This window comes from Pseudomonas sp. NFX1 (assembly GCF_051123555.1).
Taxonomy (GTDB): Bacteria; Pseudomonadota; Gammaproteobacteria; order Pseudomonadales; family Pseudomonadaceae; genus Aquipseudomonas; species Aquipseudomonas capeferrum.
On the sequence record NZ_CP169366.1, the window covers coordinates 2,830,104 to 2,853,888 of the forward strand.

The window sequence follows — 23,785 nt, forward strand, 5'->3', positions numbered from 1 at the left end:
CGATTTCCGGCATCGCGGTCCGAGCCACCAAAAGGCAGCCCTGACAACTCCGATAGTCATTGGTTCCGGGGGGATTTGTGGATACAATTTCCGGCTGTCGCAGAAAAACAAACCGGGATCTCGATGTCTACTATCAGGGTTGATATACAAGTCTTACGCGGGCTTGCCGTCTTATTCGTCGTTCTAGAACACTTGGCTATCCCGGGATTCCACTATGGATATCTGGGCGTAGACATATTCTTTGTCATCTCTGGCTTCTTGATTACCTCAATTGTTTCAAGAGGACTAGCGCGCGATAAGTTCTCCTTCAAAGAATTCTATCTTCGCCGCGCCAAACGCCTGCTGCCTGCTTCGTTCGTAACGATCCTTGCAACTATCATTGCTGCGAAACTCTTCCTGCCACCCATGCAGATTGAATCGCTGAAGCAACAGATCATCGGTGCGCTGACCTTCTCCACAAACTTTGTATTGCTGAGCCAGGCGGGTTACTTCGACCTCGAGTCTGCGACCAAGCCCCTGCTGCACATGTGGTCGCTCGCGGTTGAAGAACAGTTCTACTTCTTTGTCCCAGCGCTGCTGGCCTTCACCCCGGCCAGGCATTGGCGCAAGATCCTGGTGGTGCTCGCCATCGCCAGCTTCGTGGGCTGCCTGTACCTGTCCTTGAGCAACCAGTCGGCAGCGTTCTATCTGCTCCCGACCCGGGCCTGGGAACTGCTGATCGGCAGCATCGCGTCCATGCTCGTGCACAGCGCCGCTGTCAAGAACGTCACGTCGAAGCTGGCAATTCCGGCATTCGCCGTACTGCTGGCATCGCCCTTCTTCAACTCTGGCCTGTCGCACCCTGGCCTTGACGCAGTGGTGGTTTGCTTCGCTACTGCCATCGTTCTTCTGGCGAATCACCGACTGATCAATAGCAAGGTTTGGTCACCCATCGAGAAAGCGGGCGACATCTCCTACTCCCTGTACCTGGTTCACTGGCCAATCATCGCGATCGCGAACGCCTCGATCGGCACCGAGAGCATGACGGTGAAAGCGACTCTGCTAGCCGCTTCGTTGGTCACGGCCATCGCACTGTACAACCTGGTGGAAAAGCCTTTCCGGGTTATGCAGTACGGCTTCAAGCCATCGCTGGTCGTCTTCCCTGCCCTTACCCTGGCACTGTTCGGCCTTTCGCATTCATTCCTCAAGGTCCAGTCGGCGGAGAAGATCGAGAAGCTGTTCGCACCGAACTACGGCCTTGACCGGTCCTGCGGCACCAACATCTACAAAGACACCGAGAAGTGCCGGACCTCGCAAGATCCGAAGATCATCGTGTGGGGCGATTCCTATGCAATGCACAACATCCCTGGACTGTCGCAAGCGCAGAAGATCGATATCCGCCAAGCCACCCGCAGTGCCTGTGCGCCCTTCCTGAACACAGCGCCGAATACCAAGCGCAGCGACTTCGAAGCGCAAGCACGTCAGTGCGTTGGCTTCAACGACAGTACCTTCAAGTTCATCAGCGACACCCCGTCGATCAAGACCGTTATCCTGGCCGGCTCCTATGGCCAATACATGCAAGACACCTTCGAGTCGATTTCCTTCGACACCAGCGGGGTAATGCAGATTGAAAAGTCGACCCCAGAGCGCGCCATGAAGGATATGCAGGTGGTCGTCGAGAAGCTGAAGGCACTGGGTAAACAGGTAGTCATCATTTCTCCGCCGCCCCCCATCAACACCACCATCGTGAGCTGCATTCAGGCCGAAATGGCCAGTCCATCGCTCACCAATCAATCCAGCAAATGCCTGCTCGACAGGAAGCTGTTCGAGCGCTCCCACAAGAATGTGCTCAACCTGATGAAGTACGCCGAGACTAGCCTCGGTGCCAAGGTGATCTACCTGTCCGACGCACTCTGCGATGCCAAGTCGTGCAAAACCATCATCGATGGCGTGCCGATCTACCGAGATCCAGGCCACCTGAGCAATACCGGTTCTGTGAAGCTGTACCAGAAAATGCCTAACATCCTTGCCGGCATCAACAGCAATAGCTAACGGCAGGAGGTAGGTTAGATTGCATGCGGCGCCTGGCCTGATCGACGGGCGCCGCATTGATTTCAGCTCGCCCGCTCGATCATCGCCTTAGTTTCGACTTCGCTATCGCACCAGGTTCGTACAGCTTGGCCTCTCGCGTCCGCTTCCCGGCCTGGGCCGGGCTCTTGCGATCGAAGGTCTGGCTTTCCTGATAAACTGCCTCCACTTTCTTCATGATTCGGATCTGGGCTGTGAAGCCAGATGCCCCGTCCTTGCGCCTGCGCTGCGTGATGGTTCCCATGGATTTGCGCCATGGCTGATTTGCTAAATAGTAGCAACGGCTGTAGCAAAACCAGCAAGGGCCGGAAAAAAGCGGCAACAAACAGAGACCCCCAAATGCTCCAGAAACAAGCAGAAACCCCAGCAAACCCAGGCGATACGGTAGTTAGGAGGTTTTCTGTCGCACCGATGATGGATTGGACAGACCGCCACTGCCGCTTCTTCCTGCGCCTGCTCTCCAAGCACACCTTGCTCTACACCGAAATGGTCACCACCGGCGCCCTGCTGCACAACGACGCCCACCGTTTCCTGCGTCACGACGTGTCCGAGCACCCGCTGGCCCTGCAACTGGGTGGCAGCGTGCCGGCTGACCTGGCGGCCTGCGCGCGCCTGGCCGAAGAGGCCGGCTACGACGAGGTCAACCTCAACGTCGGCTGCCCGAGCGACCGAGTGCAGAACAACATGATCGGCGCCTGCCTGATGGCCCACCCGGCGCTGGTGGCCGATTGCGTGAAGGCCATGCGGGATGCGGTTTCGACGCCGGTGACGGTGAAGCACCGCATCGGCATCAATGGCCGTGACAGCTATGCCGAGCTGTGCGACTTCGTCGGCCAGGTGCGTGAGGCCGGGTGCCGGAGTTTTACCGTGCATGCGCGAATTGCGATTCTTGAGGGGCTGTCGCCCAAGGAGAACCGTGAGGTGCCGCCGTTGCGCTATGACGTGGCGGCGCAGTTGAAGGCGGACTTCCCGGACCTGGAATTTGTGCTCAACGGGGGAATCAAGACCTTGGCGCAATGCCAGGCGCACCTTGAGACGTTCGATGGGGTGATGCTGGGGCGTGAGGCGTACCACAACCCTTACCTGCTGGCCGACGTGGACCAGCAATTGTTTGGCAGCGAGGCGCCGGTGGTCAGCCGCAGCGAGGCGTTGGCACTGCTGCGGCCTTATATCGTGGCGCATATGGAAAGTGGTGGGGCAATGCATCACATCACCCGGCATATTCTGGGGCTGGCCCAGGGGTTCAAGGGCGCGCGGCGGTTCCGGCAGTTGCTGTCGGCGGATATTCACAAGGCGGCGGAGCCGTTGGCGGTGTTTGATCAAGCGGCGGAACTGATGGAGGGGCGTTGAAAAGGCGCACTCGCTCACAGAGCACCTGGGGCGTGGCACTGGCGATTTTTGTTCCGGTCGCCATCATCCTGTTGGTGGCCTCGCAGTACCCGACCATGATCGAGCGCAGGGTTGAAGCGAGGAAGGCGCAGGCGCGGGCGGCACAGCCAGCACCGCGCCCTGCGGGGACCACGCTGGAAATCATCATGCCAGACGGCAAACGGCTCCAGGAAGGGGAATCCGGCACCTTGGGCGAAGCGCTGAAAAGCAGATAGTCCAGCAGACTTGGGAACCTCGCGGCGGGAGGGGACTCGAATCATCACCTTTCGCAGCCCTTTCCGACCGGCCCGATGCCCCGGCAAGGGCGCTTTGCACGCCCGGCTTCGACGGGCCTTGAGCGGCCGCCGGGGCTCGGGTAATGTCGAGTCATTGCACAGGACAGAGCACGCCCATGACCTCCAAGCTGGAACAACTCAAACAGTTCACCACCGTGGTCGCCGACACCGGGGACCTGGACGCCATCACCCGCCTGAAACCGGTCGATGCCACCACCAACCCGTCGCTGCTGCTCAAGGCGGCTGCCATGCCCGGCTATACCGAACTGCTCAAGCAGGTGAAGGGCGATGCCAATGGCGATGTGGACCTGGCCTGCGACAAGTTCGCGGTGGCGGTGGGTTCGGGCATACTGAAGGCCATCCCTGGGCGAATCTCCACCGAAGTGGATGCCCGCCTGTCGTTCGATGAACCGGCCCTGCTGGCCAAGGCCCGCCAGTTGATCGCGCTGTACGACAAAGCTGGGGTCGGCAAAGACCGCGTGCTGATCAAGCTGGCCTCCACGTGGGAAGGCATCCGCGCCGCCGAGAAGCTGGAGAAGGAAGGCATCCAGACCAACCTCACCCTGCTGTTCTCCTTCGCCCAGGCTCAGGCCTGCGCCGATGCCGGGGTGTTCCTGATTTCGCCGTTCGTGGGCCGTATCTACGACTGGTACAAGAAAAGCACCGGCAAGGAGTACGTGGGCGCCGAGGACCCGGGCGTGCAATCGGTCACGCGCATCTACGACTACTACAAGACCAATGGCTACGACACCGTGGTCATGGGCGCCAGCTTCCGCAACATCGGCCAGATCGAGCAGCTGGCAGGCTGTGATCGCCTGACCATCAGCCCCGAGCTGCTGCAGCAACTGAGCGAAGATCAGGGCGAGCTGCCGCGCGTGCTCAAACCGGGCAACGCTGGCGAGGCCAAGCAGGTATTGAGCGAAAGCCAGTTCCGCTGGGCGATGAACGAAGATGCCATGGGCACCGAGAAGCTGGCCGAGGGTATTCGCCAGTTCGCCCGCGATCAGGAGAAGCTGGAGAAACTTATGGCTGAAAAAGCCTGATACATATTAGGTTTGCCTGACGGGCGGGAAATGTTCAGCATTTTCCGCCCGTTTTTGGTTTGGCGCTGAACAGCGCCAGGCTTCAGAGGTATTTTGAATTCGATGGCCTATTCGCGGGCAAGCCCGCTGCCACCGGTGCAGTGCTGTCGCTGCACGCGTGGATGGGCTGTCTAGCCAACAGAGCTGTTGATGACCTCATCCCTACCCCTCGTTCTTGCCGGCCCGGTACTGCGCCGGCTAGAGCCCCAGCGTCTGGCCATCTGGCTGGTCGCCACGCAACCCTTGCAACCCGAATTCACCCTGGACGGCGCAGCGTGTACAGCCAACGCCACTTGCCAAGTTATCCCGATAGGCCAGCACGCGTTTATCCACTTGCTGGATATCCACTTCGCCCAGCCCCTCCCTTGCAACCAGGCGCTGGGCTACGACCTGCGCATCGATGGCCAGGGCATCGCCGAGTGGGCACCCCACCTGCTCTACCCAGGCTGCCAGCGCCCAAGCTTTGTGCTGCGGGACCGCCTCGACCATTTATTGCATGGTTCTTGTCGCAAGCCGCACCACCCTGCCGCGGATGGCCTGCTCTGCGCCGACCGTTTGCTGGCACAGTGCGAACAGCCCGAACAGCGCCCTGCCGTGCTACTGATGAGCGGTGACCAGGTGTATGCCGACGATGTTGCCGGCCCCATGCTGCGGGCCATCCATAGCCTGATCGAGCGCCTGAGGCTGTTCGACGAACAGCTCGATGGCGCGGTGGTGGCCGACAGCACAGCGCTGTACCAGCATCCGGCAAGCTATTACCACCGTGCGGACCTGCTGCCGGCCCAAGAACAGAACGAAAGCTTGCGTGAGCGCTTTTTCGGCGGCAAACGCAAGCCGATCTTCTCGTCCAGCAACGCCGACAACCACCTGGTCACCTTCGCTGAAGTCATGGCCATGTACCTGCTGGTGTGGTCACCCGAGCCTTGGCGCCTGGTGAACCTGGACATGCCCCCTGGGCTCACTGAGGAGCGCCAGGCGCGGTATCGGCAAGAGCTGCCACTGATCGAGGCCTTCGCCAGCAACCTGGGCCAGGTAGCACGGGTAATGGCCCACCTGCCGTGCCTGATGATCTTCGATGACCACGACATCACCGACGACTGGAACCTCTCGGCACAGTGGGAAGAAACCGCCTATGGCCACCCCTTCTCGCGGCGCATCATCGGCAACGCGTTGCTTGGCTACTTGCTGTGCCAGGCCTGGGGCAACGACCCGGATGGCTGCGCGGGGCTGGTCGAGCGCTGCCAGGTGCTGACAGGTACAACGCTGGACAGCCAGGCACAGGACGAACTGATCGGCGAAGCGTTGCAGTTCCAGGGTTGGCAGTACAGCTTGCCCAGCAACCCGCCGTTGCTGGTGCTCGACACCCGCACCCGCCGCTGGCGCAGCGAAAGCAGCCTGGCCAAGCCATCCGGCCTACTCGACTGGGAAGCGCTGAGCGAGCTGCAGCAGGCGCTGCTCGATCATCCGTCGGCGATTATCGTGTCACCCGCGCCGATCTTCGGGGTAAAACTGATCGAAACCGTGCAGAAGGTGTTTAGCTGGCTGGGCTACCCGTTGCTGGTGGATGCCGAGAACTGGATGGCCCACCGCGGCGCCGCGCAGGTAATTCTGAATATCTTCCGCCATTCGCGCACGCCGGGGCATTACGTGGTGCTCTCCGGTGATGTGCACTATTCGTTCGTGTATGAAGTACTGATTCGCCATCGCCAGCGCAGCCCGCACTTGTGGCAGATCACCAGCAGCGGCATCAAGAACGAGTTCCCCAGGCGCCTGCTCGATGTGCTCGACCGGCTGAACCGTTGGCTGTATTCACCACGCTCGCCGCTCAACTGGTTTACCAAGCGGCGGGAGATGGAGGTGGTGCCGCGTACGCCCAGCCATAGCAAGGCGGGGGAACGGCTGTGGAATGGTGCGGGGTTGGGGCAGGTGTTCTTTGATGAGCAAGGGCGCCCGGCGCGGGTGTTTCAGCTGGATGCCGGTGGGCGGGAAGTGACAGAGTTCGTCGTGCCGGAATGAGCGATGGTTTTAACCTTTACCGGCCACTTCACGAGGCAAGCCCGCTGCCATGGGCCGGTAAAGGCAATGAATCAGGTACGCTCTAGCGCATTTACCAGGTCATGGAAGGCTTCGCGGTTGGAGTCATTGAGCCCCATGAGAATCTTGTGCGCCTCCAGCACCTTGGACCGCACCACCTCTTCGTTCTGGTCCTGCGACGGCAGGTCGGTCAGGCACTCCGGGCACGGTATCGGACGATCGACGATGTTGAACACCTGATCGAAGCCCATCGACTGCAGCAACCGGGAAATATCCGGGTTGGTGGTGACCACGGTCGGCAGCAGCCCAACCTTCTGGCGCGACAGGATCGACAACTTGGCCAGCAAGCCTAAAGTGGTGCTGTCGATGCTCTCGGTTTCAGTCAAGTCGATGACGATGGCCGAGAAATTCAGCGCAGTGAAGATCTTTTCGATCGTCGCATCCAGCGCCGAACACAAGGTCAGGCGCACTTCACCGACGAATTTCAGTACAAAGGTACCGCTTTGCTCGGCGAACTGAATTCTACCGGTACTCATTGAAGGTTCCTGCTCAACACCAATAGGGCGATATCATCCGGCATCTCCCCAAGCGTAGCCAATCCAAATCGTTGGCGCAGCCCATCCAGGCTGCCACCCGCTGCCTTGACGATTTCTGGCAAGGCGGCTTCTTTATCTTTGAGCGTGTCACCCGGCAAAAGGTCCAGAATGCCATCGGACATCAAGCTGAGGCTGAACACAGGCGGCAGCTCCACCACCAGGTCCTGGTAACTGGCCTCGTCGAACAACCCCACCGGCAGGCCGCGGCCTTCCAGGTAGCGGGTATTGCCCGGGGTGTACAGCACCGGCAGCGGCAAGTGGCCGCCCACGGCATAGGTCAACAGGCCGGTGTCTTCGTCGATGACACCGCCGACCATGGTCACATGCTTGCCCAGCTTGCAGTTGATCAGCCCGCGGTTGATGTGGCTGAGCACTTGCGAAGGCTTGAACTCGCGCATCTTGCTGCCGCGCTTGAATTCGAACAACAGGCGCGTGGTCATGAACTTGAGCAGCACCGTGACGAAGGCCGACGACGCGCCATGCCCGGAGACATCGGCGAGGTAGAAGGCGATGCGGCGGTCATCCACACGGAAGTAGTCGGCGAAGTCACCCGACAGGTACAGCGACGGGATGATCTGGTGCTCGAACGCGAACTCGCCGGCTACCCAGGGGCTTTCCGGCAGCATGTTCATCTGCACCTGCCGACCGGCGGTCTGGTCCTCCTGCAGCAGGTGCAGGCTGGCTTCGAGCTCACGGTTGGCCGCTTCGAGCTTGTCGCGGTAGCGCTGGTTTTCCAGCACCAGGCGCGAACGGTCGAGCGCCCGGCGCACCGAATGCTCGAGCACGGCAAGGTCTTCCAGCGGCTTGATCAGGTAGTCGGCAGCGCCCAGGCGCAAGGCCTCGACCGCATCGCTCATGACACCGGCACCGGACACCACGATCACCGGCAATTGCGGCGCTCGCTCGCTGATCTGGCGGATCAGTTCGAGCCCGCCCATCTGCGGCATGCGCAGATCGCAGATCACGAGGTCGGGCTGGTGTTCTTCGAAGACCTGAAGCCCCTGCTGGCCATTACCGGCCTGGAGGACGCTGAAACCACTGTCTTCAAGATAGGCGGCGAGGCTCGCACGGACCACGTCGTCGTCATCGATGATCAACAGCGTTGCACTGGTTTTCTGCATGTGGGCGAACGGCGCCGATTTGGGTTGGTGCAGCGGTGTCGGCAAAGCTGACGGCCGGCTACGGGAATACTCTGTGGTAACACTCTACTTGAGTTGTAGGACAAGAAGACCCGCCCGGCAACTATCAGCACTACCCTGTAAGGCGCAGACGGTACTCCCATCCGCCAGGCGTTTCAAGCGTACGAGGTTCGACCTCGCTGCTCTTTACAGGCCAAATCACCGGGAGTTATAAGAAAGCCGACCCGTGCAACCCAAAGGGAAGGATGCAGCATGCCTCAGACGCCCTCCAACCACAGCGAAAAACGCGATTTCATCCGCATGCGCATCGATACCGAGGTGAGCCTGCTGCACGAAGGCCAGGTGATTGCGGCGGTGTGCCTGGACCTGTCCAGCGGGGGCATGCAGGTGCAGGCGCCGCAGCGCTTTCAGGTGGGGGATACGCTTGAGGTGCGGATCGATTCCGATCACCCGGCGCTCAAGGGCTTGCACGCCAGCACCGAGGTGGTGTGGATTGCCGATCAGCCCGATGGGCAGCAGAAGTTCGGCCTGCGCATCCTGGCCATGCATTGACGCGGGGGCTGCAGGGCAGCCCCCTTGCTCAAGAATCAGAAGTCGTCTTCGACTTCGCCGTCCTTGACCTTGAACTCGCGGTTCTGCAGGTAGGCGTTGCGAATGAAGATGTACTTGTCGCCCTGAATCAATTTTTCCGCCGACAGCAGGCTGGCGCGGGTATCGATCACGTCCAGTGCAAAGATCGAGTTGCGCGTCGGCACATGGTCGATATAGCGGTAGGGCTTGGTGTAGCTGTCGGGGTACTTGGCCAGGCCATCACGCACGGTGCTTGGGCCCAGCAACGGGATGACCACGTAGGGGCCGCTGCCCACACCCCAGTAACCCAGGGTCTGGCCAAAGTCCTCGTCGCTACGCTGCAGGCCCATCTTGGTGCCGACGTCGAAGAAGCCACCGATGCCGAACGTGGTGTTGACGATCAAGCGTGCGGTGTCCACCCCTGCCGCATGCGGCTTGAGCTGCAGCACGTTGTTGACCAGGTTGGTCACGTCGCCCAGGTTGCGGAAGACATTGTGGATGCCGTCTTCAAGAAATTGCGGCGTCACCGCCTCGTAGCCCTTGGCCAATGGCTTGAGGGCATAGGTGTCGACGGTATCGTTGAACCTGAAGATCGGTCGGTTGACCGCCTCCCACGGGTCCTCCTCGGTGGCCGCCTGGGTAGCCGCCACGGGCGCCAGCAGCAAGCTGGCGCAGACACAGGCCTGGGTGACTCGCTCGATCACACCGGCACCGATCCTACGCATAGATGTCTCTCCATCGAATTTCTTGGCCGCAGCCGCACCTGGCGCGCTGCTGGTAAGGCGCAAGTATAAGGGCTTGCGGGCTGATCACCAGCATTACACATTTTTCCTAAAGATTTTGTGAACGTATGTTGCACCGTCATCGCCCGGTAACAATGGCGGCATAGCCTGCGGACTATTTCAGGGAAGTTGCCATGCACGATGCATCCGCCTTCACTGCTGTGCTGTTCGGCCTGCGTGGCTGCCTGGTCCAGGGGGCGAACGGCAACCCGCTGCCCGCGCCCGGCGCCCTGGCAACACTGGCCAGCCTGCGCCAGCGCCAGGTGCCCTGCATCTGGCTGGACGACCTGAGTGCCACGCAAGGCAAACGCCTGGCCAACGTGCTGCCCGACTGGTTGCCGGGGCATTCGGTTAACGGTGTGCGCTGGCCGGCACCGAACGCCTGCTGGCAGGCACTGATGGCGCTGGACAGCGCGCACCTGGATGGCTGCGTACTGGTCAGTGGCGAACCGGCGCTGTTGCAATCGGGCCTGAACGCCGGGTTGTGGACCGTGGGCCTGGCCGCCTGCAGCCCTTATTGCGACCTCAGTTCCCGCCATTGGCAAGCCATGAGCCAACAGGAGCGGGACCTGGCCCGCGGCAAGGCCACCCTCGAACTGTTCAGCCTGGGCGTGCATTCGGTGATCGATCACCTCGAAGCATTGGACACCTGCCTGCAGGACATTGCCCAGCGGCGCCGCAAGGGTGAAAAACCCTGATACAGCACCTTTGATGCGGATCATGCAAAGCGGCTGCGAGTGGATTACATTGAAAGCAGGCCAGAACCTTTGCCGCTTCGCTGAGGTCCATGCCTTGCCAAGCCATTGATGGAGAAAAGCCAATGCCTGCCCGCGAATTGCAAGAGCGTCTGAACAGCTTGCGCGAGCAACTGGACCGGAACGTACCGCTTTCGGAAGAAGAGCTGGCCGCCCTGCATGAGGAAGCCAGACAGATAGAAGCGCAACTGAAGCTTGAAGAAGCCACGCCGGACAACAACCTGGTGGATGGCGTGAACCTGGCGATTGAACGCTTCGAGGCTGATCACCCCGACTTGACCGCTACCCTGCGCAGCATTGCCAACTCGCTGCACAGCATGGGGATCTGATTCAGCAAGGCCCCTGTGGGAGCGGGCTCATCCGCGCCCACAGGGGCCTTTTACCTGCCTTACTGGCGAACCAACCGCAGGTTCGCAGGGCTGATCGCCCCCATGCTGCGATACGGGTTGATATCCAGCCCCCCTCGTCGCACATACCGCGCATACACCGTCAAATGCTCGGGCTGCAGCAGGTTCTTCAAGTCCAGGTAGATCCGCTCGACGCACTGTTCGTGGAAGTCGGCATGCTGACGGAAGCTGATCAGGTAAGTCAGCAGGCTGGCATGGTCCAGCGCCCTGCCCTTGTACTCGACCACGACGCTGCCCCAGTCCGGCTGACCGGTGACCGGGCAGTTGGATTTGAGCAAATGACTGTGCACAGTCTCTTCCACCACACGCTCCGGGTTGCAGCGCAGCAGCTCCGGTTGCGGCTGTTCATAGTTGCTGATGGCCACATCCAGCGCATCGATGCACTGCCCCGGCAACGCCACTACTCCCTGGGCCTCGACTTCAGCCAAGGTGCGAACCTTGACGCTGACCGGCTTGCCAGCGGCTGCCGACAAGTCCTTCTCCAGGCAAGCCTGCAGCTCGCCAATCGCGGCGAACACCGTCTGGTTCAGCGAGTTCAGGTACAACTTGAACGACTTGGACTCGATGATGTTCGGCGAGTCGGCAGGGATGGCGAACTCACCGATCGCTACCACCGGCTTGCCCGACGGCAACAGCCACGACAACTCGAAGCAGTTCCAGTAGTCCACGCCCTGCCATGGCAGGGTCTGGGCAGTGACGCCCAGCTCGGCCCACTTGGCAGTACGCGGGATCGGGAACAGCAGCTCAGGGGAGTAGGTAGCGATGTATTCGCTGGACTTGCCCAGCGGGGAGTGTTCGGCGGCGGGATGCATGGAAACTGACCTGAAGGTTCGAAATACTTCCTAGTCTACCGTTTTTACCGCCCGCCTTGCAGGGCAAGTCACTCGATGGTCAGCGGCCCGACCATGCCGGCCTGGTAGTGCCCCGGCACGTTGCAGGCGAACTCGATGGGCGCCGACTGGCGGAAGGTCCAGGTCAGCTCGGCACGCTGGCCCGGTTGCACCAGCACGGTGTTGCCCGCGTCATGGCCATGGTCTGCGTGGCCCATCTGGCCGTGGTCCATGCCCTCGTGGTGCATGCCTGCGGTAAACAGCTTGCCCTGCATGGCGATCATCTGCTTCTGGTGTTCGACGTGCATGGCCTTGTCGCCCAGGTTGAACTCGTGGGGCAACTTGCCTTCGTTGATCAAGACAAAGCGCACGGTTTCGCCAGCTTTGGCGTGCAGGCTCTTGGGCTCGAACGCGATGTCCTTGAGCACGACCTCGACTGTGCGGGTAGCCTTGGCCGCCGGGGCCGGCTCGCCGAAGGCGAAGCTTTTGCCACCGTCTGCAAGGGCGGGCAGGCTTACCAGGGCAAAGGCGGCGGCGATGAACAGGTGTTTCATGATGACTCCAAAGCTTACAGCGGGGATAAGGCCACTTTAGAAAAGGCCGGCTGGCAACTACCTGACAGGAAGATTACAACTTTGTCAGCTTGGGCGGCGCTTGGGCGACCCTTGATATAGTCACGTATCATTTCAGTCATCACACCGCCCGCACAGGGCTGCCTCCCGATAGTGTGGACACCGCATGAAACTGTTGATCGTCGAAGACCAGGCCCGCACCGGCCAGTACCTCAGCCAAGGCCTTAGCGAAGCAGGCTTTGCCACCGAACTGGCGGCCGATGGCGAAACCGGCCAGCACCTGGCGCTAAGCGGCGATCACGACTTGTTGATCCTCGATGTCATGCTGCCTGGCCGCGACGGCTGGCAGATTCTGCAAGCGGTGCGCCAGGCCGGCCTGGACACACCCGTGCTGTTCCTCACCGCCCGCGATGCCGTCGAGGACCGCGTGCACGGCCTGGAGCTGGGCGCGGATGATTACCTGGTCAAGCCGTTCGCCTTCTCTGAGCTGCTGGCGCGGGTACGCAGCCTGCTGCGCCGCGGCGCCAGCCCGAGCCTGGACACCACCTTGAGCCTGGCCGACCTGCGCCTGGACCTGATCCGCCGCCGTGCCGAGCGTGCCGGCCAGCGCATCGACCTCACCGCCAAAGAGTTCGCCCTGCTCGAACTGCTGCTGCGGCGCCAAGGCGAGGTGTTGCCCAAGTCACTGATTGCCTCGCAAGTCTGGGACATGAATTTCGACAGCGACACCAATGTCATCGAAGTGGCGATTCGCCGCCTGCGCCTGAAGATCGACGACCCGCACGCCAACAAGCTGATCCACACGGTGCGCGGCATGGGTTATGTACTGGAGGAACGTCAGGATTGATGCGCAGGCTTTCACTCGGCAGCCGACTGGCGCTGCTGTTCGCGGCCTGTACGGCTGCTGTTTCGCTGGGTGCCGGCATTCTGTTCAACCGTGCCAGCGAACAGCACTTCATCGAGCTGGACCAACAACTGCTCGAATCACGCCTGTCGCTGTTTCGCACGCAACTCGCCGGTGTCGCCACACCCGCCGAGCTTGAGGCCCGGCTCCCTGCCCTGCGCGATGAGCTCAGCCACCAGGCTGACCTGGCCCTGCGCATCAGCGGTAAAGACGGCGCACCGTGGTTCGACAGCCGCACGCAGCTGCCCGACAGCACGCCGCCGTCGGGGCTTGCGACCTTGCACACGGACGGCACCGACTACCGCAGCCTGGCCATGCCCCTGAAGCCGGCCGACCCGCAATCCGCGCAGCTGACGCTGTACCTCGACATCACCCACCATCAACATTTTCTGCAGGGCATGCAACGCTTGATCTGGCTGACCGTCGGCCTCTCGGCCCTGGCTACGGCGCTGCTCGGTGCCTGGGCCGTACGCCGCGGGCTGCGGCCCCTGCGGCAGATGGGCCAGGTCGCCGCCAGCGTATCGGCACGCTCGTTGACCACCCGCTTGCCGGTGGCGCAGATGCCGGAAGAACTGGCCGAACTGGCCACCACCGTGAATGCCATGCTGCAACGCCTGGACGATGCCTTCCAGCGCCTGTCGGCGTTCTCGGCCGATATCGCCCACGAACTGCGCACGCCGCTGTCCAACCTGCTGACCCACACCCAGGTCACCCTCACCCGTCCGCGCAGCCTCGAAGAGTACCGCGAGGCGCTGCATGGCAACCTGGAGGAACTGCAATGGATGGCACAGATGATCAACGACATGCTGTACCTGGCCAAAGCCGACCACGGCCTGCTGGTGCCCGGGCAGGCTGCCCTGGCCTTGCACGAGGATGTGGATGCGTTGCTGGAGTTCTATGCCCCGCTGGCCGAAGACTCTGATGTAAGGCTGTTGCGCGAAGGCCAATTGCTGCTGCAGGGGGACCGCAACATGCTGCGCCGGGCACTGTCCAACCTGCTCGACAACGCCTTGCGCTTTACCCCGCCGGGTGGGCAGGTACAGGTGACATTGGGGCCGGGGTCACGGATATGCGTGGCCAATACCGGGGCTGCGATCGAACCGGCTGCATTGCCACGCTTGTTCGATCGGTTCTACCGGGTGGACCCGGCGCGACGGGAAGGCAGTAGCGAGCATGCAGGATTAGGGTTGGCGATTACCCGCTCGATCGTGCAAGCGCATGGCGGCAGCATTTCTGCGACGAGTGAAAACGGCTGGACGCGCTTTGTGATCGAGCTGCCTGAAGGTCGGTGACCGAGGGCGCAATGCGCCCCCAAACGCTCAAACGCCCTCAAACCGCCAAGCCAATCGCCGGCTGCACCTGCGATGCCCGATAAGCCGGGTAAATAGTCGCCAAAAAGCTCATCACCAACCCGGCCGCACAGATCATCGCCACATCCCCCCATTGCAGCTCCGAAGGCAGGCTGCTGATGAAGTACACATCCGAAGTGAAGATGTGCTGGCCGCTGACTCGCTCCAGCCAGCCCACGATCTGGCTGACATTGAACGCGGCAATCACCCCCAGCACACCCCCGATCAACGTCCCCACCACACCGATCAAGCTACCCTGCACCATGAACGTGCCCATGATCTGCGCAGGCGTGGCGCCCAAGGTACGCAGGATGGCGATATCCGGCCCCTTGTCGTTCACCACCATCACCAGCGTGGCAATGATGTTGAATGCCGCGACCGCGATGATCATCATCAGCAACAGGCCGATCATGGTTTTTTCCATCTTCATGGCGCTGAACAGGCTGCCCTGTGTGTGCGACCAGTCATCGGCGCGGTAGGCATCACCCAGGCCCGCGACGATGGCCTTGGACACCTGGGGCGCCGCATACAGGTCATGCAGCTTCAGCCGCACGCCCTGCACCTGGCCCGGTGCCCAGCGCTGCATTTCACCCGCATCGGCGACGTGAATGTAGGCTTGCGAACCATCCAGCTCGGCGCCGACCTTGAAGATACCGACCACGGTCAGGCGCTGCATGCGCGGGGTGATGCCACCCGGTGCCTTGCTGATTTCCGGCACGATCAGGGTCAGCTTGTCACCGGTGTTCAGGCGGAAACGGCGCGCACTCAGCTCACCGATCACCACGCCGAACTCACCCGGCTGCAGGTCTTGCAAACGGCCCTGGACAATATGCTGGCCGACAATGGAGACCTTGCCTTCCTCTGCCGGGTCGATGCCACTGACCTGGATCGGCTGCATCGCGCCCTTGTACGAGAGCATGCCTTCCATCTCGGTGATCGGCGCGGCGGCCATCACCGCCGGATCTTTCAGCGCGGCATCGGCGACCGTGCGCCAGTCGTCCAGCGGCTGCACGCCCAGGATGCTGGCATGCGGCACCAGGCCAAGGATGCGCGAGCTCATTTCACGCTGGAAGCCGTTCATTACCGACAGCACCACGATCATCGCCAGCACGCCCAGGGACAGGCCGATCATCGAAGTCATCGAGATGAACGAGATGAAATGGTTGCGGCGCTTGGCACGGGTGTAGCGAGCACCAATGAACAAGGGCAAGGGTCTGAACATGTAAAACACCCAATGAAAGAGTTGCGGGGCGGCTCAGGCCACCCCGTGCAGGCGGCTCAGATCGCCACCAGGTGACCGTCGTCGAGTTTCAGCACGCGGTCCATCTGGCGCGCTAGGTTGAGGTCGTGGGTTACCACCAGGAACGCCGTGCGCGAGGCGCTGGACAGCTCTTGCATCAATTCCTGAATACCCTGGGCGGTGTGGTGGTCGAGGTTGCCGGTAGGCTCGTCGAGCATCACCAGGCCCGGGCGGTTGACCAGTGCACGGGCGATCGCCACACGCTGGCGCTCGCCGCCAGACAGCTCGGCCGGCTTGTGCGTGAGCCGGTGGCTCAGGCCGACCCGCTTGAGCAGCGCCTCGGCGCGCTCACGGGCTTCCGGGATTGGCGTGCGGCCGATCAGCAGCGGCATGCAGACGTTTTCCAGCGCGGTGAATTCCGGCAGCAGGTGGTGGAACTGATAAACGAAACCCAGTGCCCGGTTGCGCAACAGGCCACGCGCACGCTCACCCAGGGCCGACAGTTCCTCACCCGCCAGCCAGACGCTGCCCTGGGTGGGCGTGTCGAGGCCGCCAAGCAGGTTGAGCAAGGTGCTCTTGCCAGAGCCAGAGCTGCCGACGATGGCCACGCGCTCACCCGGGTGCAGCTCCAGCTGCAGGCCCGACAGCACCTGTACCGACTCTGGGCCTTCGTCGTAGGACTTGCCCAGGTTGCGGCAACTCAGAACGGCTTTATCACTCATGCGCGACTCACTCATAACGTAGCGCCTCTGCAGGCTGGGTGCGGGCCGCACGCCAGGCCGGGTACAGGGTGGCGAAGAAACTCAGGACCAGCGCCGCGGCGCAGACCATGTACACGTCATTGGCCATGATCTGCGACGGCAGGTAATCGATGAAATAGACGTCGGCGTTGAGGAACTTGTGCCCGATCAGCGTCTCGATGCCGGCAATCGCCGCGCTCACGTTGAGCGCTGCCAGGATGCCGACCACGGCGCCGATCAAGGTGCCGATCACCCCGATCACCGTACCCTGCACCATGAAGATGGCCATGATCTGCCCAGGTGTGGCGCCAAGGGTGCGCAAGATCGCGATGTCGCCGCGCTTGTCGTTGACCACCATTACCAGGGTGGAAATAATGTTGAACGCCGCCACCGCCACGATCAGCAGCAACAGCAGGCCGATCATGGCTTTCTCCATGCGGATCGCCTGGTACAGGTTGCCATGGGTGCGGGTCCAGTCCCGGCTGTAGAACTCCTGGTCACCCAGGTGTTGGGCGATGTCCCAGGCCACGCGCGGCGCCTGGAACAGGTCGTCGAACTTCAGGCGCAGGCCCTGCACCTGGTTCGGCTTCCAGCGGTGCAGGCGGGACAGGTCGTTGATGTTGGTCAGGCCCAGGTAACCGTCGATCTCGCCGGCGCCCACGTGGAAGGTACCGACCACGGTGAAGCGCTTCATGCGCGGGAACATGCCGGCCGGGGTCACGCTGACCTCGGGCGCGACGAAGGTCAGCTTGTCACCGATGGCGACACCCAGCTTGGCCGCAGCCTTGTCGCCGATCATGATGCCCCACTCGCCCGGCGCCAGCTGGTCGAGACGGCCTTGCTGGACGAAGTTGTCGATGATCGACACCTCGCGTTCGCGCGCCGGGTCGATGCCATTGAGCAGCACCTTCTGCACCTTGCCGTCGTGGGTCAGCAGGCCCTGCATCTGGGTGAAGGGCGCAACCGCCACCACCTGCGGATTCTGCTTTACTTGTTGGGCAAGCGCAGGCCAGTCGTCAAGCGGCTGGCCGCTCTCGAGCGTGGCATGGGGAATCATGCCCAGCACGCGGGTACGCATCTCGTGGTCGAAGCCGTTCATGACCGAGAGCACCACGATCATCACCACCACGCCCAGGGCGAGGCCGATCATCGAGGTCAGGGAAATGAACGAGACGAAGTGATTGCGACGTTTGGCACGGGTATAACGCGTGCCGATAAATGCGAAAAGAGGTCTGAACATGTCGGGGCTTGTTCGGATGAAAGGGAACGTCCTTGTGGCGAGGCGCTTACGGCGGCTTTACACTCGGACCACCGCCGCTACCATGGGTTCGCCATGACGACATTAGACGAAGAAGATCGCCGCGAATACTACCGCATCGAAGATCAGATCGCACTTCAAATCAGCCCCTTGAGTGCGGCCGAAGCCCTTGAGCCAGAAGTGTTGCAGGATGATTCACCGCTGTTCAACCTGCTCAGCGAGCTGCACCTGTCCGACTTCGAAGCCCAGCACCTGCTGCGCCAGTTGAGTGACAAGGACCGCACCCTTGCGGCGTTTCTGCGGGCGCAGAGCAAACGCCTCGACCTGCTCAGCGCCGTGGTCGCGCAGACCCTCATCGGCGAAATCGGCCAGCCGCAGGCAGTGGTCATCTCCGAAGGCGGCATCGAGTCCAGCCAGGCCCAGCCCATCGCCCCTGGCACCCGGGTCAAGGTGAGGATGGTGCTGATGCCCCGCGCCCACGGCCTGCTGCTGCGCGGCAAGGTCAGCCACTGCGACCCGCGCCCGGACGGCAGCTTCGAGGTCGGCACCGAATTCATCGACATGACCGACGCCCAGCGCCAACTGCTGGCCCGTTACATCCTGCAGCGCCAGCAACAGCAACGGCGCCAGCAGCTGGAACAGAACGACCCTGCTTCCTGAGCCTTTCCCTTTGAATTGAAGGAACGAACGTGACCCTGATCTACGGCCATCGCGGCGCCAAGGGCGAAGCCCCCGAAAACACCCTGAACAGCTTCCGCCAATGCCTGTCCCACGGCGTCAATCGCTGCGAGCTGGACCTGCACCTGTCGGCCGACAACGAACTGATGGTGATCCACGACCCGACCCTCAAACGCACCACCGGCCGTCGCGGCAAGGTGGTCGAGCAGCCGGCGGCCGACCTCGCCAGGATCGACGCGCGCAAGGGCGGCCCGGGCTGGGTGCAGCCCTGCCCCATCCCGAAACTGGAAGAACTGTTCGAAAAATGCGCCTTCGAGCATTGGCAGCTGGAGGTCAAGAGCGCCTCGCGCACCCGCGCTGCCAGCACGGTGCTGGCGATTCGTGAACTGGCCCAGCAATACGGCCTGCTGGACAAAGTCACCATCACCTCGAGCTCACGCGAAGTGCTGGGTGCTGCGCTGGAGCTGGTGCCGGACGTCGCGCGCGGGCTGGTGGCCGAATACGCCTGGCTCGACCCACTGAAGGTCGCGCAGAACTACGGCTGCGAGCTGCTGGCATTGAACTGGACACTGTGCACCCCCGAGCGCCTGCTCAAGGCACAGGGCCAGGGGTTGCACGTGTCGGTGTGGACAGTCAACGAACCGGCACTGATGCGCCGGCTCGCTGATTTTGGCGTGGACAGCCTGATTACAGACTTTCCCGGTTTGGCCAAGACCACCCTCGGGTAGGGCTGAAATCGGTCTCCCCGACCGGCTCAGGCCACCGGCCGGAGCCGCTTAAAAAAGCCGGTTCAGGCCGTCGTAGGCAGCTACCCGATAAGCTTCGGCCATGGTCGGGTAGTTGAAGGTGGTGTTGACGAAGTACTTCAGGTTATTCAGCTCACCCGGCTGGTTCATGATGGCCTGGCCGATGTGGACGATTTCCGAAGCTTGGTAGCCGAAACAGTGCACGCCGAGGATTTCCAGGGTTTCACGGTGGAACAGAATCTTCAGCATGCCCTGCGGCTCCCCGGCGATCTGCGCACGCGCCATGCCTTTGAAGAAGGCCTTGCCCACTTCGTACGGCACCTTGGCCTGGGTCAGCTCTTGCTCGTTCTTGCCGATCGAGCTGATCTCCGGAATGGTGTAGATGCCGGTCGGCACGTCATTGACGAAGCGCCAGCTGCCATTGTCGACGATGCTGCCGGCAGCCGAACGGCCCTGGTCGTGGGCGGCACTGGCCAGGCTCGGCCAGCCGATCACATCACCGGCGCCGTAGATGTTCGGCACGGTCGTGCGGTAGGCCTCGTCGACCTCGATCTGGCCACGGCTGTTGACCTTGATGCCGATGTTTTCCAGGCCCAGCTTGTCGGTGTTGCCGGTACGGCCGTTGCACCACAGCAAGGCGTCGGCCTTGATCTTCTTGCCCGACTTCAGGTGCAGGACCACACCGTTGTCCAGGCCTTCGACCCGCTCGTACTCCTCGTTGTGGCGTACGGTGATGTTGTTGTTGCTGAAGTGGTAGCTCAACGCCTGGGAAATTTCCGAATCCAGGAAGCTCAGCAACTGGCCACGGTTATCGACCAGCTCGACCAACACGCCCAGGCCGCTGAAGATCGAAGCGTACTCGCAGCCGATCACGCCGGCGCCGTAGACGATCAGTTTGCGCGGGGTGTGGCTGAGGCTGAGGATGGTGTCGCTGTCGTAGACGCGCGGGTGATGGAAGTCGATGTCGGCCGGGCGATAAGGGCGCGAGCCGGTGGCGATGATGATGTGCTTGGCGTTGAGTTTTTCCACCACACCGTTGGGGCAGACCACTTCGACGGTCTGCTCGTCAGCGAAGCTGCCGGTGCCGAAGAACAGGTCGACACGGTTGCGTGCGTAGTAGCCGGTGCGCGAGGCGACCTGCTTGGAAATGACCTTTTCGGCGCTCTTGAGCACGTCCGGGAAGGAGAACCAGCGCGGCTCGCCGATGGCACGGAACATCGGGTTGGTGTTGAACTGCATGATCTGCCGCACCGAGTGACGCAGTGCCTTGGACGGGATGGTGCCCAAGTGGGTGCAGTTGCCGCCAACCTGGCGACGGCTGTCGACCATCGCCACCTTGCGCCCTGCTTTGGCGGCGTTCATTGCCGCGCCTTCTCCGGCCGGGCCGGAACCCAGCACCACTACGTCGTAGTTGTAGACAGCCATGCGTACTCCTTCAGAACTGGCCCGCGAGTCACGGTGGCTCGCGGGGCGCGATCATGTCGCCGGGGCGCCATGAGAAAATTCGGTTGCAGTCTAATCAAGCGTGAACGCCGCGCACATTAACCCTTGGTCGCGTCGTAGGCCAATTTTGCCTGCACTACATGTGGTTCACCGATTCCCTGGCGATCATCCATCCTTGCGCTTTCACTCGCCTTTCATTGCCCGCTCGAACGCAGGGGTGGTTCGGGAGACGAAGCCACCCTCGGCCCGAGTCACCAGCACAGCGGCAAGGTCATGGCTGATGGCGAAATCCCAGCCGCGCTCCGGCCCGAGGATCAGTAGCAGGGTCGAGTAGCCATCGGCCTGCAGCGCCGAGGCATCGAGCACGGTGACGGCGGCCAGGTCGTGCGCGACCGGGCGCCCGAGGCGGGCATCGAAGGTGTGCGAATAGCGCCGGCCATTCTCCTCGAAATAATGGCGATAGTCACCCGAGGTCGATACCGAAAGGCCATCGACCGGGATGACCTGGCGGGCGATCTGGCGGTCTTCACGGGGCAGCTCCAGGGCGATGTGCCAGGCGCTGCCATCGGGTTTGCGGCCAACGGCCTTGAGCTCGCCAGTGGCTTCGGCGATGAAGCTGGTAATACCCATGGCGCGCAGGCGCTCGGCGATCAGGTCGACAGCGTGGCCGGCGGCGATACTGTTGAAATCCAGTTCGACGGGGGCGTCCTTGCACAGCGCCTGGCCTTCGATACGCAGGTGCTGGTAGCCCACGCGCAGGCGCACCTGGGCCAGGGCCTGCGGGTCGGGCACCTGCTCGTGACGGGCCTGGGGGCCGAAGCCCCAGAGGTCGAGCAAGGGCTCGACAGTGAGGTCGAAGGCGCCGGCACTTTGCACAGCCAGGTGCTGGCCGAAACGGACCAGGCCGAGCATGTCGCGCGGCAGCGCCAGGCACTGATTGGCCGCGAGCTGGTTGAACTGGCTGACGGTGGAATCGCTGCGATAGGTCGAATAGTGCAGGTCGATCTCCTGCAGGATTGCCTCGACAGCCGCCTGCACCTGGACCGGGGGCGGGCCTGCGGGCTCGCGCACGTACTGGATGCTGTAGCTGCTGCCCATGGTCGGGCCACCCAGGCGCTCCAGGGTCGGGCCTTGGTTGCAGGCGGTGAGGAGCATCAATGCCAGGAGAAGAACTGTACGCACATTCGCTTACTCGACTATCCGGGCCGGCCTCTTCGCGGGGCAAGCCCGCTCCCACAGAAAAACCCTCAACCTTGAGGATGTCACTCATCCTGTAGGAGCGGGCTTGCCCCGCGAAGAGGCAGCCCGGACAACACAATAGTCAGGACAAAAAAACGGGAACCCGAAGGTTCCCGTTTTTTCATTGCCTTACAAGCGAATCAGCGCGGAAACGCTGGCGGGTTCACACCGGCCATGTCTTCCATCACGCGAACCACCTGGCAGCTGTAACCGAATTCGTTGTCGTACCAGACGTACAGCACAACGCGGTTGTCGTTGCAGATGGTGGCTTCGGCATCAACCACACCGGCGTGGCGCGAACCGACGAAGTCGGTGGAAACCACTTCCTGCGAGCTGACGTAGTCGATCTGCTTGTGCAGGTCCGAGTGCATGGCCGTCTGGCGCAGGTACTCGTTGATCTCTTCGCGGGTGGTGGCCTTTTCCAGGTTCAGGTTCAGGATGGCCATCGAGACGTTCGGCGTCGGCACGCGAATGGCGTTGCCGGTCAGCTTGCCTTTGAGCACTGGCAGCGCCTTGGCGGCAGCAGTGGCGGCACCGGTCTCGGTAATGACCATGTTCAGCGGCGCGGCGCGGCCACGGCGGCTGCCCTTGTGGAAGTTGTCGATCAGGTTCTGGTCGTTGGTGAACGAGTGAACGGTTTCGACGTGACCATTGATGATGCCGTACTGGTCGTTGACAGCCTTCAGCACCGGCACGATGGCGTTGGTGGTGCAGGAGGCGGCCGAGATGATCTTGTCATCAGCAGCGATTTCGCCGTGGTTGATGCCGTGCACGATGTTCTTCAGCGCGCCCTTGCCAGGTGCGGTGAGGATCACGCGGGCAGCGCCCGGGCAGGCCAGGTGCTGGCCCAGGCCGTCGGCATCACGCCATACGCCGGTATTGTCGACGATCAGCGCGTTGTCGATACCGTACTGGGTGTAGTCGACTTCGCTCGGGCTCTTGGCGTAGATAACCTGGATCAGGTTGCCGTTGGCGGTGATGGTGTTGTTGGCTTCGTCGATGGTGATGGTGCCATCAAACGGGCCGTGCACCGAGTCACGGCGCAGCAGGCTGGCACGCTTGACCAGGTCGTTCTCGGCGCCTTTGCGCACGACGATGGCACGCAGACGCAGGCCGTCGCCACCACCGGTCTTCTCGATCAGGATGCGCGCCAGCAGGCGGCCGATACGGCCGAAACCGTACAGCACGACGTCGGTGCCTTTACGCGCCGAAGCGTTCTGCTGGCCAACCACGTCGGCCAGTTCTTCACGCACGAACTGCTCGGCGCTGCGGCCGTTGCCTTCTAGCTTGAACTTGTTGGCCAGCTTGCCCAGGTCGACCGAAGCGGCGCCCAGTTTCAGCTCGCTCATGGCCTTGAGCAGGGGGAACGTCTCGTGGACAGACAGTTCGGTCTCGTCGGCCTGACGATGACGCGCAAAGCGGTGTGCTTTGAGGATCGAGATAACCGAACGGTTGATCAGGCTGCGGCCATAAATCGAGCTCACCACGTTGTTGTTGCGGTAGAGCTGACCGATAAGCGGGATCATCGCTTCAGCCAACGCTTCACGATCAATCCACTCACCAAGACACTGGTCGGGCTTCTGAGTCACGGGAACCTTCCACATGTAGGGACAGAAAAAAGGGGCTACATTATGACGCCCCAACGCGGAACGGGCAATGAGCGCCTGTCGCGGCAGCCAGAGCCAGTGTT

At 62.0% G+C, this 23,785-nt stretch carries 24 protein-coding genes; 12 read left to right on the forward strand and 12 right to left on the reverse strand.

Annotated elements, in window-relative coordinates:
* Positions 1 to 123: 123 nt before the first annotated feature.
* On the forward strand, positions 124 to 2,031 hold the full coding sequence (locus DJ563_RS12740; RefSeq protein ID WP_434519630.1) for an acyltransferase family protein: 1,908 nt from the start codon (positions 124 to 126) through the stop codon (positions 2,029 to 2,031).
* Between the two features lie 79 nt (positions 2,032 to 2,110).
* Here DJ563_RS12740 and DJ563_RS12745 read toward each other — a convergent pair whose 3' ends face one another.
* The gene (locus DJ563_RS12745; RefSeq protein WP_033700373.1) at positions 2,111 to 2,311 is read right to left on the reverse strand and encodes a hypothetical protein; all 201 of its coding nucleotides are present in this window, start codon (positions 2,309 to 2,311) and stop codon (positions 2,111 to 2,113) included.
* Positions 2,312 to 2,406: 95 nt separating this feature from the next.
* On the opposite strand from DJ563_RS12745, the gene dusA reads away from it, so the two are divergent.
* From dusA to DJ563_RS12765, 4 genes are all read left to right on the forward strand, one after another.
* A complete protein-coding gene (gene dusA, locus DJ563_RS12750; RefSeq protein WP_434519631.1) occupies positions 2,407 to 3,417 on the forward strand; it encodes a tRNA dihydrouridine(20/20a) synthase DusA in 1,011 nt (336 codons plus the stop codon).
* The gene (locus DJ563_RS12755) at positions 3,414 to 3,671 is read left to right on the forward strand and encodes a hypothetical protein (RefSeq protein WP_434519632.1); all 258 of its coding nucleotides are present in this window, start codon (positions 3,414 to 3,416) and stop codon (positions 3,669 to 3,671) included. Before dusA ends, DJ563_RS12755 begins: the two co-directional genes overlap by 4 nt.
* A gap of 176 nt (positions 3,672 to 3,847) precedes the next feature.
* Entirely contained in the window at positions 3,848 to 4,774 is a 927-nt protein-coding gene (gene tal, locus DJ563_RS12760) for a transaldolase (RefSeq protein ID WP_274098414.1), read from the forward strand.
* A 189-nt stretch (positions 4,775 to 4,963) separates the two neighbouring features.
* Positions 4,964 to 6,829 carry an alkaline phosphatase D family protein gene (locus DJ563_RS12765; protein ID WP_434519633.1) on the forward strand — a complete coding sequence of 622 codons (1,866 nt, stop codon included), beginning with the start codon at positions 4,964 to 4,966 and terminating at the stop codon, positions 6,827 to 6,829.
* 71 nt (positions 6,830 to 6,900) lie between these two features.
* Here DJ563_RS12765 and rssC read toward each other — a convergent pair whose 3' ends face one another.
* Together rssC and rssB are read right to left on the reverse strand one after the other, a co-directional pair.
* Positions 6,901 to 7,383, reverse strand: a complete 483-nt coding sequence (gene rssC / locus DJ563_RS12770) for an anti-sigma factor antagonist RssC (protein ID WP_016500715.1) — start codon at positions 7,381 to 7,383, stop codon at positions 6,901 to 6,903.
* Positions 7,380 to 8,564, reverse strand: a complete 1,185-nt coding sequence (gene rssB, locus DJ563_RS12775; protein ID WP_027596602.1) for a two-component system response regulator RssB — start codon at positions 8,562 to 8,564, stop codon at positions 7,380 to 7,382. Before rssB ends, rssC begins: the two co-directional genes overlap by 4 nt.
* Positions 8,565 to 8,834: 270 nt before the next feature.
* Between rssB and DJ563_RS12780 the strand changes: the two genes are divergently transcribed.
* Positions 8,835 to 9,134: a PilZ domain-containing protein gene (locus DJ563_RS12780; protein ID WP_033700379.1), complete on the forward strand. Its 300-nt coding sequence runs from the start codon at positions 8,835 to 8,837 to the stop codon at positions 9,132 to 9,134.
* A gap of 35 nt (positions 9,135 to 9,169) precedes the next feature.
* On the opposite strand, the gene DJ563_RS12785 is transcribed toward DJ563_RS12780, so the two are convergent.
* Complete coding sequence (locus tag DJ563_RS12785; protein ID WP_274098416.1) at positions 9,170 to 9,877, reverse strand: MlaA family lipoprotein; 708 nt, start codon at positions 9,875 to 9,877, stop codon at positions 9,170 to 9,172.
* Positions 9,878 to 10,068: 191 nt separating this feature from the next.
* Between DJ563_RS12785 and DJ563_RS12790 the strand changes: the two genes are divergently transcribed.
* Together DJ563_RS12790 and DJ563_RS12795 are read left to right on the forward strand one after the other, a co-directional pair.
* Positions 10,069 to 10,632 carry a phosphonoacetaldehyde phosphonohydrolase-related protein gene (locus tag DJ563_RS12790; RefSeq protein ID WP_274098417.1) on the forward strand — a complete coding sequence of 188 codons (564 nt, stop codon included), beginning with the start codon at positions 10,069 to 10,071 and terminating at the stop codon, positions 10,630 to 10,632.
* Positions 10,633 to 10,754: 122 nt separating this feature from the next.
* On the forward strand, positions 10,755 to 11,018 hold the full coding sequence (locus DJ563_RS12795) for a DUF4404 family protein (RefSeq protein WP_003248815.1): 264 nt from the start codon (positions 10,755 to 10,757) through the stop codon (positions 11,016 to 11,018).
* 59 nt (positions 11,019 to 11,077) lie between these two features.
* Here DJ563_RS12795 and queF read toward each other — a convergent pair whose 3' ends face one another.
* Together queF and DJ563_RS12805 are read right to left on the reverse strand one after the other, a co-directional pair.
* Positions 11,078 to 11,908, reverse strand: a complete 831-nt coding sequence (gene queF / locus DJ563_RS12800) for an NADPH-dependent 7-cyano-7-deazaguanine reductase QueF (protein WP_434519634.1) — start codon at positions 11,906 to 11,908, stop codon at positions 11,078 to 11,080.
* 68 nt (positions 11,909 to 11,976) lie between these two features.
* The gene (locus DJ563_RS12805) at positions 11,977 to 12,480 is read right to left on the reverse strand and encodes a cupredoxin domain-containing protein (protein WP_274098419.1); all 504 of its coding nucleotides are present in this window, start codon (positions 12,478 to 12,480) and stop codon (positions 11,977 to 11,979) included.
* Positions 12,481 to 12,664: 184 nt separating this feature from the next.
* On the opposite strand from DJ563_RS12805, the gene cinR reads away from it, so the two are divergent.
* Both cinR and DJ563_RS12815 read left to right on the forward strand, forming a co-directional pair.
* Entirely contained in the window at positions 12,665 to 13,345 is a 681-nt protein-coding gene (cinR, locus tag DJ563_RS12810; protein ID WP_274098420.1) for a two-component system response regulator CinR, read from the forward strand.
* Entirely contained in the window at positions 13,345 to 14,694 is a 1,350-nt protein-coding gene (locus tag DJ563_RS12815; protein ID WP_434519635.1) for a heavy metal sensor histidine kinase, read from the forward strand. Before cinR ends, DJ563_RS12815 begins: the two co-directional genes overlap by 1 nt.
* A 37-nt stretch (positions 14,695 to 14,731) precedes the next feature.
* On the opposite strand, the gene DJ563_RS12820 is transcribed toward DJ563_RS12815, so the two are convergent.
* Genes DJ563_RS12820 through DJ563_RS12830 form a run of 3 tightly spaced genes read right to left on the reverse strand, consistent with a single transcriptional unit; the run spans position 14,732 to position 17,971 of the window.
* Positions 14,732 to 15,973 carry a lipoprotein-releasing ABC transporter permease subunit gene (locus DJ563_RS12820; RefSeq protein WP_274098422.1) on the reverse strand — a complete coding sequence of 414 codons (1,242 nt, stop codon included), beginning with the start codon at positions 15,971 to 15,973 and terminating at the stop codon, positions 14,732 to 14,734.
* A gap of 56 nt (positions 15,974 to 16,029) precedes the next feature.
* Positions 16,030 to 16,713 carry a lipoprotein-releasing ABC transporter ATP-binding protein LolD gene (lolD, locus tag DJ563_RS12825; RefSeq protein ID WP_177326495.1) on the reverse strand — a complete coding sequence of 228 codons (684 nt, stop codon included), beginning with the start codon at positions 16,711 to 16,713 and terminating at the stop codon, positions 16,030 to 16,032.
* Between the two features lie 7 nt (positions 16,714 to 16,720).
* Complete coding sequence (locus DJ563_RS12830) at positions 16,721 to 17,971, reverse strand: lipoprotein-releasing ABC transporter permease subunit (protein ID WP_033700392.1); 1,251 nt, start codon at positions 17,969 to 17,971, stop codon at positions 16,721 to 16,723.
* 93 nt (positions 17,972 to 18,064) lie between these two features.
* Between DJ563_RS12830 and DJ563_RS12835 the strand changes: the two genes are divergently transcribed.
* Positions 18,065 to 18,649, forward strand: a complete 585-nt coding sequence (locus DJ563_RS12835) for a PilZ domain-containing protein (RefSeq protein ID WP_434519636.1) — start codon at positions 18,065 to 18,067, stop codon at positions 18,647 to 18,649.
* A gap of 29 nt (positions 18,650 to 18,678) precedes the next feature.
* Complete coding sequence (locus DJ563_RS12840; RefSeq protein ID WP_434519637.1) at positions 18,679 to 19,395, forward strand: glycerophosphodiester phosphodiesterase; 717 nt, start codon at positions 18,679 to 18,681, stop codon at positions 19,393 to 19,395.
* A gap of 48 nt (positions 19,396 to 19,443) precedes the next feature.
* Here DJ563_RS12840 and sthA read toward each other — a convergent pair whose 3' ends face one another.
* The 3 genes from sthA to DJ563_RS12855 all read right to left on the reverse strand — a co-directional run bounded on the left by sthA (position 19,444) and on the right by DJ563_RS12855 (position 23,699).
* Positions 19,444 to 20,838 carry a Si-specific NAD(P)(+) transhydrogenase gene (sthA, locus tag DJ563_RS12845; RefSeq protein WP_033700396.1) on the reverse strand — a complete coding sequence of 465 codons (1,395 nt, stop codon included), beginning with the start codon at positions 20,836 to 20,838 and terminating at the stop codon, positions 19,444 to 19,446.
* Positions 20,839 to 21,039: 201 nt separating this feature from the next.
* Positions 21,040 to 22,038 carry an FAD:protein FMN transferase gene (locus DJ563_RS12850; RefSeq protein ID WP_434519638.1) on the reverse strand — a complete coding sequence of 333 codons (999 nt, stop codon included), beginning with the start codon at positions 22,036 to 22,038 and terminating at the stop codon, positions 21,040 to 21,042.
* 197 nt (positions 22,039 to 22,235) lie between these two features.
* A complete protein-coding gene (locus DJ563_RS12855; protein ID WP_033700399.1) occupies positions 22,236 to 23,699 on the reverse strand; it encodes a glyceraldehyde-3-phosphate dehydrogenase in 1,464 nt (487 codons plus the stop codon).
* Between the last annotated feature and the right edge of the window lie 86 nt (positions 23,700 to 23,785).